The 9,553-nt window shown below is 70.7% G+C and carries 9 protein-coding genes and 1 tRNA gene; 5 read left to right on the top strand and 5 right to left on the bottom strand.

The window, feature by feature from the left end; all coding sequences use genetic code 11:
• Positions 1 to 1,194: bifunctional UDP-N-acetylglucosamine diphosphorylase/glucosamine-1-phosphate N-acetyltransferase GlmU (glmU, locus tag WC493_RS19970; protein WP_373067815.1), on the bottom strand; the 1,194-nt coding region annotated here is incomplete at its 3' end.
• Between the two features lie 114 nt (positions 1,195 to 1,308).
• Between glmU and gph the strand changes: the two genes are divergently transcribed.
• Together gph and WC493_RS19980 are read left to right on the top strand one after the other, a co-directional pair.
• Complete coding sequence (gph, locus tag WC493_RS19975; RefSeq protein WP_373067817.1) at positions 1,309 to 2,034, top strand: phosphoglycolate phosphatase; 726 nt, start codon at positions 1,309 to 1,311, stop codon at positions 2,032 to 2,034.
• A 21-nt stretch (positions 2,035 to 2,055) separates the two neighbouring features.
• Positions 2,056 to 2,130, top strand: a tRNA-Val gene (locus tag WC493_RS19980).
• 78 nt (positions 2,131 to 2,208) lie between these two features.
• On the opposite strand, the gene WC493_RS19985 is transcribed toward WC493_RS19980, so the two are convergent.
• Positions 2,209 to 3,213 carry a hypothetical protein gene (locus WC493_RS19985; protein WP_373067819.1) on the bottom strand — a complete coding sequence of 335 codons (1,005 nt, stop codon included), beginning with the start codon at positions 3,211 to 3,213 and terminating at the stop codon, positions 2,209 to 2,211.
• Between the two features lie 115 nt (positions 3,214 to 3,328).
• On the bottom strand, positions 3,329 to 4,318 hold the full coding sequence (locus WC493_RS19990; protein ID WP_373067821.1) for an alpha/beta fold hydrolase: 990 nt from the start codon (positions 4,316 to 4,318) through the stop codon (positions 3,329 to 3,331).
• 80 nt (positions 4,319 to 4,398) lie between these two features.
• Here WC493_RS19990 and WC493_RS19995 point away from each other — a divergent pair, with 80 nt between their 5' ends.
• Genes WC493_RS19995 through WC493_RS20005 form a run of 3 tightly spaced genes read left to right on the top strand, consistent with a single transcriptional unit; the run spans position 4,399 to position 8,433 of the window.
• Positions 4,399 to 5,778, top strand: coding sequence for an NAD(P)/FAD-dependent oxidoreductase (locus WC493_RS19995; protein WP_373067823.1), 1,380 nt, complete (start codon positions 4,399 to 4,401; stop codon positions 5,776 to 5,778).
• A complete protein-coding gene (locus tag WC493_RS20000; RefSeq protein ID WP_373067825.1) occupies positions 5,771 to 7,018 on the top strand; it encodes an FAD-dependent oxidoreductase in 1,248 nt (415 codons plus the stop codon). Before WC493_RS19995 ends, WC493_RS20000 begins: the two co-directional genes overlap by 8 nt.
• On the top strand, positions 7,015 to 8,433 hold the full coding sequence (locus WC493_RS20005) for an FGGY family carbohydrate kinase (protein ID WP_373067827.1): 1,419 nt from the start codon (positions 7,015 to 7,017) through the stop codon (positions 8,431 to 8,433). The genes WC493_RS20000 and WC493_RS20005 overlap by 4 nt, the downstream gene beginning before the upstream one ends.
• A 10-nt stretch (positions 8,434 to 8,443) precedes the next feature.
• On the opposite strand, the gene WC493_RS20010 is transcribed toward WC493_RS20005, so the two are convergent.
• Together WC493_RS20010 and WC493_RS20015 are read right to left on the bottom strand one after the other, a co-directional pair.
• A complete protein-coding gene (locus WC493_RS20010) occupies positions 8,444 to 8,803 on the bottom strand; it encodes a zinc ribbon domain-containing protein (protein ID WP_373067829.1) in 360 nt (119 codons plus the stop codon).
• A gap of 50 nt (positions 8,804 to 8,853) precedes the next feature.
• The coding region (locus WC493_RS20015; protein ID WP_373067831.1) for an acetamidase/formamidase family protein at positions 8,854 to 9,553 on the bottom strand (700 nt) is incomplete at its 5' end.

The following is a 9,553-nucleotide window of genomic DNA, read 5'->3' on the forward strand; positions in this document are numbered from 1 at the left end:
CACCAGGGCCGAGTTGGAGCCGATGAAGGCACCGGCGCCGATCTTGGTCTTCGACTTGGTGTAACCGTCGTAATTGCAGGTGATGGTGCCTGCTCCGATATTGGCGCCGGCGCCGATCACTGCATCGCCGAGATAGCTCAGGTGGTTCGCCTTGGCGCCTTCGCCGAGCACGGTGTTCTTCAGCTCGACGAAATTGCCGACATGGGCGCCGGCACCGACGCGCGCCCCCGGGCGCAGCCGGGCGAAGGGCCCGATGATGGCGCCTTCCGCCACCGTCGCCCCCTCGAGATGGCTGAAGGCATGGATGCGCACCTTGTCGGCGACCGAGACACCCGGCCCGAAGACCACGTGAGGCGCCACCGTGACGTCGCGGCCCAGCACCGTGTCATGGGAGAGGCGGACCGAAGCCGGGTCCTCGAAGGTGACGCCGGCCTCCATATGGCGGCGGCGCAGGCGGGCCTGGAGGATCGCCTCGGCCTCGGCCAGCTCGACCCGGCTGTTGACGCCCAGCACCTCGTCCGCCGCCCCTTCGACCACCACGGCGTCGAGGCCGCGCGCCCGGGCGATCGCCACGATGTCGGTCAGGTAATATTCGCCCTTGGCATTGTCGTTGCCGACAGCCCGGATCAGCCCGGCGATATGCGCACCGGAAATCGCCATCACACCGGCATTGCAGAGTGTGATGGCGAGCTGCGCCGGGCTCGCCTCCTTGGCTTCGACGATGGCCGTCAGATGGCCGTCGTCGTCCAGCACCAGGCGGCCATAGGCGCCGGGATCGGCCGGCCGGAAGCCGAGCACGGCGACCGCCACCCCCGGCGCGTCCAAGGCGCGGCGGAGCCGTGCCAGGGTCTCCGCCTCGATCAGCGGGGTATCGCCGAAGAGCACCAGGACGCCGCCCGTAAAACCATCGAGCGCCGGCAGGGCGGCGGCGACCGCATGGGCGGTACCGAGCGGCGGATCCTGCACCGCGATCGCGGCCCCCGGCAGGGCCTCGGCGACGCCCGCGATCCCGGGCGAGAGCACGGCGACCAGGCGCTCCGCCCCGATCGCGCGGGCGGCGGCGGCGACATGGAGGATCATCGGCCGCCCGGCCACCGGGTGCAGCACCTTGGGCAGGTCCGAACGCATACGCGTGCCCTTGCCCGCGGCCAGGATGACGGCGGCAGTGGCGGGCGGGGGGACGGAATCGGACATGGGCGGCGGGAATCGGCTGTTGAAACGCGAGCGACAAGGTGCCACAGCCCGGCGCCGGGACGACAGTCACCTTTTATTGCAAAGTCTTGCGACCGGCCGCAGATTGGAATCGCTATGACTTCCTGCGAAATCCTGCCCTTTTCGGCGACCCTGCCCGACACCGTGATCTTCGACCTGGACGGCACGCTGGTCGACAGTGCACCGGACCTGACCGGCGCCCTCAACGCCACCATGGCCCTGCTCGACCTCGCCCCGCTGCCCGAGGCGGAAGTGCGCCACATGGTCGGCCATGGCGCCCGCAAGCTGATCGAACGCGGCCTGGAAGCCCATGCCGTGCCCAAGACGGCGCGCGAGATCGACGACCTCGTCATCCGCTTCATCGATCATTACGCCGGCCATGTCGCCGACCGCTCGGTTGTCTTCCCGGGCGTGGTCTCGACCCTGAACTGGCTGAGCGCCCGGGGCGTCAAGCTCGGCGTCTGCACCAACAAGCCGGAGGCGCTGGCGAAAGAATTGATCGTCGCCCTCGAGCTCGACGTCTTCTTCCCCGGCCGGGCCATCCTGGGTGGCGACACATTGACCGTGAAGAAGCCGGACGGCCGCCACCTGATCGCCACCGTGGAAGCCCTGGAGGGCGACCTCGACCGCACGGTCATGGTGGGCGACAGCGCGACCGACCGCAACGCGGCCCGCGATGCCGGCGTGCCGGTCGTGCTGGTCACCTTCGGCTATACGCCGATCCCGGCCGTCCAGCTCGAAGCGGACGCCACGGTCGACCATTACACCGAACTGCCGAATGTTCTGTCCCAGGTGCTTGACAGGCACCGCCGGCGCCACTAAACATTCGCGCCTCGACGGAATGGGCGCGTAGCTCAGCGGGAGAGCATCGCCTTCACACGGCGGGGGTCACAGGTTCAATCCCTGTCGCGCCCACCATTCCGGCCTTCCTGACATTGCATCCAGCCACTCCGGCGGACGTCGAACGTCCGGCCGCCACGGTTTTTGCCGTGCGGCTCAATCGGTCGTCTGAACGGGCTTGCTACCGGCCTTGGGCTTGCTCGGCTTGCGGCTCGGGACCGGGGCGCTGGCGGGCTTCGGCTTGGCCGGCTTGCTCGCCGCGGCCGGCGGCTTGCCGGCGGCGGGCTTCGCGGCACCCGGCTTGGCAGCCCCCGGCTTACCGGAACTCGGTTTGCTGGCGGCGGGCTTGCCCGGTTTCGACGGTTTGCCGGCGCTGGGCTTGCCGGGCTTGCCGGCCACCGGCTTGCCCGGCTTGGCGGGCTTGCCATGACTCGGCTTGGCCGGCGTGCCCTGCGCCGGCCTGACCGGCGGGCGGGCCGCCGCTTCGGTCGCGGCGGTCGCCACCTCGAATCCGTTCCGCCGGTTATAGACCAGCGCCGTCATGTCCGGCCCGGATTCCTGAAGCTCCTTCGGATCATAGACGGAGAGGGAGTTCAGATCGGCCGCGTAGAAGCAGGAAAGATCGGCTTGGCGGCAGGCGGCGTCGATCGCCCCGGCCCGGTCTGCGCTCGACACTTTGCCGAGGTCGACCCGCCGCGCGCCCAAGCCGCGGTCGACCGCATTGGTACTGAAGAAGACCTTCATGTCGCTGGGGGCCGCCATCGCGGCCAGCACCGATTCGACGCTCCCGGCGACTACAGCGTCGCCCGGAATCCGCCCATTCAGGGTATCGCCGCTGAGCCCGGCGGCGGCATGGCGGGTCCCCGGGGCATCGCCCGGGCCGACCGCGCCGGGGTAGACGGTGCCGCCGGCCTCATCCCCCTCGTCCTCGGCGTCGGCCGCCATGTCGTCGGGGGCGCCGCGGGTGACGACACCATCGGCCGGGCGGAACAGCGAAGGGCTCGCTGTCGTCGTCGTGGTGGTGGTCGAGACCGCGGTCACAGGCGCACGTCGAGGCTTGGCGCAGCCCTCGAGGGCAAAGACGCCGAGCAGGAGCAGCAGCACTGGCCACCTGTAGGGGCTGGCGCCTCGCGACGCCCCTTTGTCGTTGTGCACGCTCATCGAACTGCCTCTGGCCGGCACGCCCTTATGCCCGTTACCGACCACACAATAACCCGTCCTTGGTCCCGGCCGGTACCCCCAACGGTACCAGCGGGGGCAAAACACTGCTCCGAAATCATGGCCGATTCTGGGCCTCGCTCGGCAGGAGTCCACCGGGATCCGCGATCCAGGCCGCGACGTCGCGCCACACGCGGGCTGCCTGATGGTCGCGCAGCAGCAGGTGATAGCCACGATCGTAGAAAACGCGGCGAAATTCCGCCCGCCCCCCAGCCAGCCTGTCGGAAAGCCGCAATACCGCCTCGAAAGGCACCAATTCGTCGCGCAAACCATAGAGCAGGAGAACCGGCAGATCCGGCCGCGGCATCGGGCCGCCGGCAGCGGCGTCCATCAGGTCGACAAGGCCCTGGAGCGAATCGGCGCGCGTCTCCTTCAGGACCAAGGGATCGTCGCGCAGGCCCGACAGCACGGCGGCATTGTCGCTCGGCTGCACACGGAAGCCGTCGGGTGGCGTCATCCGGTTGTAAGGCATGGCGAAGGCCATGAGGTCGAGCAGCAGGGCGCCCGGAAAGGGAATGTCGTCGCGCCGCCAGACCGCCGGAGCGACCAGCATGAGGCCGGCGACCGGCAGGTCGGGCTGGGCCGCGAGCGCCGCCAAGGCGACGGCACCGCCCATGCTCTCGCCCAGGAGGAAGACCGGCACCCCGGGGTGGGCGGCGCCGACCAGGCGCAGCACGGCATCGGCATCGCTCGCCAGCGCCTCGCGCCCGGGCCAGAGCAGGCGCGTCCCGCTCGCGCCGAAGCCGCGCTGGTCGTAGGCATAGGTAGCGATCCCCCGGTAGGCCCAGAAGGGCGCCGGCAGGGCGAAGGAGGCCGAATAATCGTTGAAGCCGTGCAGGGCCAGGATCACGGCGCGGATCGGCCGCCCGGCCGGGGGCAGCCAGCGCCGATAGGCGAGACGGGTCCCGTCGGCCGCGACATAGGCGCCATCGGCCAAGGCCGGCGGCCCCGCGATCGGGCCGAGGCCGGTCACCGTGGCACCGCAGCCGGACAGGGCGGCCGCCAGGCCGGCCAGGAGACTGCGTCGGGAAAGGGAAATCGGGGTCATCGGCACCGGAACCAGCGGGCCGGATTGACCCTGAGCCCGTTCAATCCCTAACATCGTCGCCGGCTTGGGCAAAGGGCGCGATGGTGGTTCAGGAGTACGAAGTCGCGGTCGTGGGCGGCGGCGTGGTCGGCTGCGCCATCGCGCGGGAATTCGCCCTGGCCGGGGCACGCACCGTCCTGCTGGAGAAATCCGGCGACATTCTGGCCGGCGCTTCCAAGGCCAATTCGGCCATCCTGCACACCGGCTTCGATGCCGTCCCCGGCTCGCTCGAGCAGCGGCTGGTGGCCGAATCCTATGCGATCTATCGCAGCCTGCACGAACGCCTGAACCTGCCCCTGCTGCCCTGCGGCGCGCAGCTTGTCGCCTGGAGCGAGGAGCAGGAGGCGCAATTGCCCGCGATCGTCGCCCAGGCTCATGCGAACGGCGTCGACGACGTCGCGATCGTCGATGCCGCCACTCTGCGCGACCGGGTGCCGGCGCTCTCCCCGGCCGCTCGTGCCGGGGTCACCATCCCGGGCGAAGCCCTGGTCGATCCCTGGAGCGCCCCCCTCGCCTATCTGACCCAGGCCGTGGCCCATGGCGCCACCGCCCTGTTCAATGCCCAGGTCACCGGCGGCGCCTTCGACGGTGCCGCCTGGTCGCTGCAGACCGGCCGCGGCCCGGTCAAGGCGGCTCTGGTCATCAATGCCGCCGGCCTTTACGGCGACTGGCTGGACCGCAACCTGCTGGGCACCGCCGAATTCACGATCAAGCCGCGCAAGGGGCAGTTCGTGGTCTATGACAAGGCGGCGCGGAAACTGCTCGATACCATCCTCCTGCCGGTGCCGACCGCGCGCACCAAGGGGGTCGTGGTCTGCCCGACGATCTTCGGCAATGTCCTGGTCGGCCCGACCGCCGAGGAACAGGAGAGCCGCTCCGACACCGGCACCGACGAGGCGACCCTGCGCCGCCTGATGGCGGAGGGGGAACGCATCCTGCCCGACCTCGCCGCCCTGCCGGTGACCGCGATCTATGCCGGGATCCGCCCTGCCACCGAGGAGAAGGACTACCGTATCCTGAACCGGCCGGCGCAGCATTGGATCACCGTGGGCGGCATCCGCTCGACCGGACTGACCGCCGCCCTCGGCATCGCCCGCCATGTCCTCGCCCTGCATGGCGGCGGCTTCACGCCGCCGGCCGAGATCACCTGGCCCGAGATGCCGAATCTGGCCGAACACCGCCCCCGTCCCTATCAGGGCGAAGCGCCGGGCGAGATCGTCTGCCACTGCGAATGGGTGACGCGGAACGAGATCGAGGCCGCCCTGTCGAGCCCCCTGCCGCCCTGCGACCCGGCCGGCCTGAAGCGGCGGACCCGGGCCATGATGGGGCGCTGCCAGGGTTTCTTCTGCGCCGCCCGCGTGGCCGAGCTGACCGATGGCCGCCTGGCCTTCCCGCTCTGCCCGGGAGGCGGCGATGAGTGAGCGCACCGTCACCTGCGACGTCGCCATCGTGGGCGGCGGGCCGGCCGGCCTCGGCGCCGCGACCGAGCTGATCCGCCTCGGCGTCGAGCGCGTCGTCGTGCTGGAGCGGGAGGCCAAGGCGGGCGGCATTCCCCGCCACTGCCTGCATTCGCCCTTCGGGCTTCGCGAATTCGGCCGCCTGATGCGCGGCCCCGCCTATGCCGAATGCCTGGCCGACACCGCCGCCCGGGCCGGGGCCGAGATCCGCCTGGGCGCCACGGTGACCGCATTGGAACCCGGCGGGTCGCTCGCCGCGGTCGATCACGCCGGGCCCTTCCGGGTCGAGGCGCGGCGCGTGTTGCTGGCGACCGGGGCACGGGAAGCGTCCCGCGCGGCGCGCCTGGTCACCGGGGCACGGCCGCTCGGCATCGTCACGACCGGCGCGCTCCAGGCCATGGTGCATTTGAAGAAGCGCAAGCCCTTCGAACGCCCGCTGGTGGTCGGCAGCGAACTCGTCTCCTTCTCCGCCCTGCTCACCTGCCGCAGCGCCGGCATCAGACCCGCCGCCATGATCGAGGCGGGCCCCCGCACCGTGGCACGCTGGCCGTCGCGCCTGCTGCCCCTCGCCCTCGGCGTGCCGCTGCTGTTCGAGAGCCGGATCACCGCCATCCGCGGCACCACGCGGGTCGAATCCGTCGACATCCTGCAGGGCCGGCGCCAGCGCACCATTGAATGCGACGGCGTCCTCTTCACCGGCGCCTTCCTGCCCGAGGCGAGCCTGGCCCGCCTCGGCCCGCTCGCGGTCGACCGCGGCAGCGGCGGGCCGTCGATCGACCAGTTCGGGCGCTGCAGCGACGGCGCCTATTTCGCTGCCGGCAACCTGCTCCGCCCGGTCGAGACCGCCGGCCAGTGCTGGCGCGAAGGGGTGCGCGCCGCCCGCGCCATCGCCGCCGATCTGGCCGGCGAGCTGCCGGCCGAGGCCGGCGTGCCGCTCGCCATCGCGGGCGCGCTGCGTTACGCCGTGCCGCAGCGGATCGTGGCCGCCCCTGCCGAACGGTCCGGCCGCCGGCTCCAGATCCGCGTGCCCGCCGCGGTCAAGGGCCGGCTCACCCTGAGTGCCGGGAAGCGCATCCTGTGGTCGCGCCGGATCGACGCCTTGCCGGAGCGGCGCATTCTGTTGCCCCTGCCAGACGCCACCGCGCTGGGTGATGGCGAGACTTTCACCCTGACCCTGACGCCGCAGGCGGAGACGGCGCCGTGACGCGGATCGCCGCGATCGACCAGGGCACCACCTCGACCCGCGCGCTGGTGGCCGGGGACGGCACGGCGGCGATCGCGGCCAGCGTCGTCCATGGCCAGCATTATCCCGAGGCGGGACGGGTCGAGCACGATCCCGAGGAACTCCTGGCGTCCATCCGGACCTGCCTGGACGCCGCCGGCCCGATCGACGCCATCGGCATCGACAATCAGGGCGAGAGCTGCCTTGCCTGGGACGATGCCACCGGGCGTGCCATCTCGCCCGTCATCGTGTGGCAGGATTCCCGCACCAGCGACACGATCGAACGCCTGAAGGCCGAAGGGGCGGAAGCCCTGACGCTGGAACGGGCCGGCCTGCCGCTGGATCCCTATTTCTCGGCCTCCAAGCTCGGCTGGATCATGGAGAACGTGGCGGAAGCGCGGCCCCTCGCCGCCGCCGGGCGCCTTCGCCTCGGCACCACCGACGCCTTCTTCCTGGACCGCCTGGCCGGCGGTTTCGGCACCGACGTCACCACCGCCTCGCGCACCTCGCTCCTGAATCTGGCGAGCGGGCAATGGGATCCGGATCTCTGCGCCCTCTTCGGCGTGCCGATCGAGGCGCTGCCGCCGGTGCGCCCGACCGTGGCTGCGCACGGCGCCATCCGCCTGGCCGGCCGCGACGTCCCCGTAACCGCCAGCGTGGTCGACCAGCAGGCTGCGCTTTATGGCCATGGCTGCCGCCGGCCGGGCGACATCAAGGTGACCTTCGGTACCGGCGCCTTTGTCCTGGCGGTGACCGGCGACGTCATCCTGCGCGCCCCCGAGCGCGGCCTGCTGCCGACCGTCGCCTGGTCGACCGCGGAGGGCATCACCTATGCCCTCGACGGCGGCGTCTATACCGCGGGCTCGGCCATGGATTGGGCGAAGCGCCTCGGCCTGTTTTCCGATTATGCCGAGATCGACGGTTTCACCGGCCCGTCGGCGATCGAACGCGGCATCGCCTTCGTGCCGGCGCTGGCCGGCCTGGCCTGTCCGCATTGGCGGCGGGATGCGGCGGGTCTCTTCCTCGGCCTCACGCTGGAGGCGGGACCGCTCGACCTCGCGCGCGCTGTCATGGAAGGCGTGGCGCTCCGCACCGCCGAAGTGGTCGAGGCGATGGCGGAGCGGATGCCCCTTTCCGACGCGATCTCGATCGACGGCGGCATGGCGCGCAACAGCTATTTCTGCGGCTTCCTCGCCCATGCCCTGGGCCGGGAGGTGGTGGCCCCGGGCGCGGGCGAACTCACCGTACTGGGGACCGCGGCGCTGGCCGGGGCGGGCGACGGCCTCGCCCTCGCCGGTGCCGGGCCGGATCGCCGCTACCGGCCCAGCGGCGATGCCGGCCCTGCCCGCCGCCGTTTCGCCGAGGCCATCGACCTCGCCAAACGGTGGGGGCGCTGAGCCCGGAGGCTCAGTGGCTGATCATCCAGGGGCGTTTCGAGGGGAAGGATTTGGCGCCCGACGGCGTCTTGGCCGTGGCGCTCTTCTTCTTTCTCGTCGTCGAGCAACAGGAACATCCGGCGCGGTGGCTCTTCGCCGCCTGCTTGGCGGCATATTCGCCGACGCTCATGGGCGCGTTGCGGGCACGTTCGTTGGTCTCCAGCGCGATCCGCGTGTCGGTGCCGACACAGGCCATCATGGGCGGCGTCAGATAGGCGCGCGGCGCGTCCCGCCCGCAATCCGGGCAGGCGCAGGGCAGCGCGGATTCCGCCATCGGCCGTATTTCGGTGAAGGGCCCGCAGTCGAGACAATCATATTCGTAGAGCGGCATCGTAACCTCCGGTGTATCCCGGCCGCGGGGAGGCGGCCGGGACGGACGGATCAGTCGTAGGCGATCGGCATGTCGATATCGCCGGTCAGGAACTTGGTCGGACCGGCGGCACAGGGCTTGATGTCGAAATCGAAGATCTCGGTCGGCAGCCACAGGGTGGCGCAGGAGTTCGGGATGTCGACGACGCCCGAGAAGTGGCCCTGCACCGGGGCCGAGCCCAGGATCGAATAGGCCTGGGCGCCCGAATAGCCGAACTTCTTCAGATATTCGATGGCGTTCAGGCACGCCTGGCGGTAGGCCACGTTGGCGTCGAGGTAATACTGCTTGCCTTCCTCGTCGACCGAGATGCCTTCGAAGATCAGGTAATCCTTGTAGTTCGGCGTGATCGGCGACGGCTTGAAGATCGGGTTCTTGATGCCGTATTTGGCCATGCCGTCCTTGATGATGTCCACCTTGAGGTGGAGCCAGGCACCGGCCATTTCAATCGCGCCGCAGAAGGTGATCTCGCCGTCGCCCTGGGAGAAATGCATGTCGCCCATGGAGAGGCCGGCGCCCGGGACATAGACCGGGAAGAAGATCTTCGAGCCGCGCGAGAGATCCTTGATGTCGCAGTTGCCGCCATGCTCGCGCGGCGGCACGGTGCGGGCGCCCTCGGCCGCGGCCTTGGCCTTGGCTTCGCCGGTCAGCTTGCCCATGTGGGCGGTCGCGGGGAACGGCGGGTTGGCCAGCGGCGGCACGCGGGCGGGATCG

This window comes from Zavarzinia sp., assembly GCF_041650655.1.
GTDB lineage: Bacteria > Pseudomonadota > Alphaproteobacteria > Zavarziniales > Zavarziniaceae > Zavarzinia.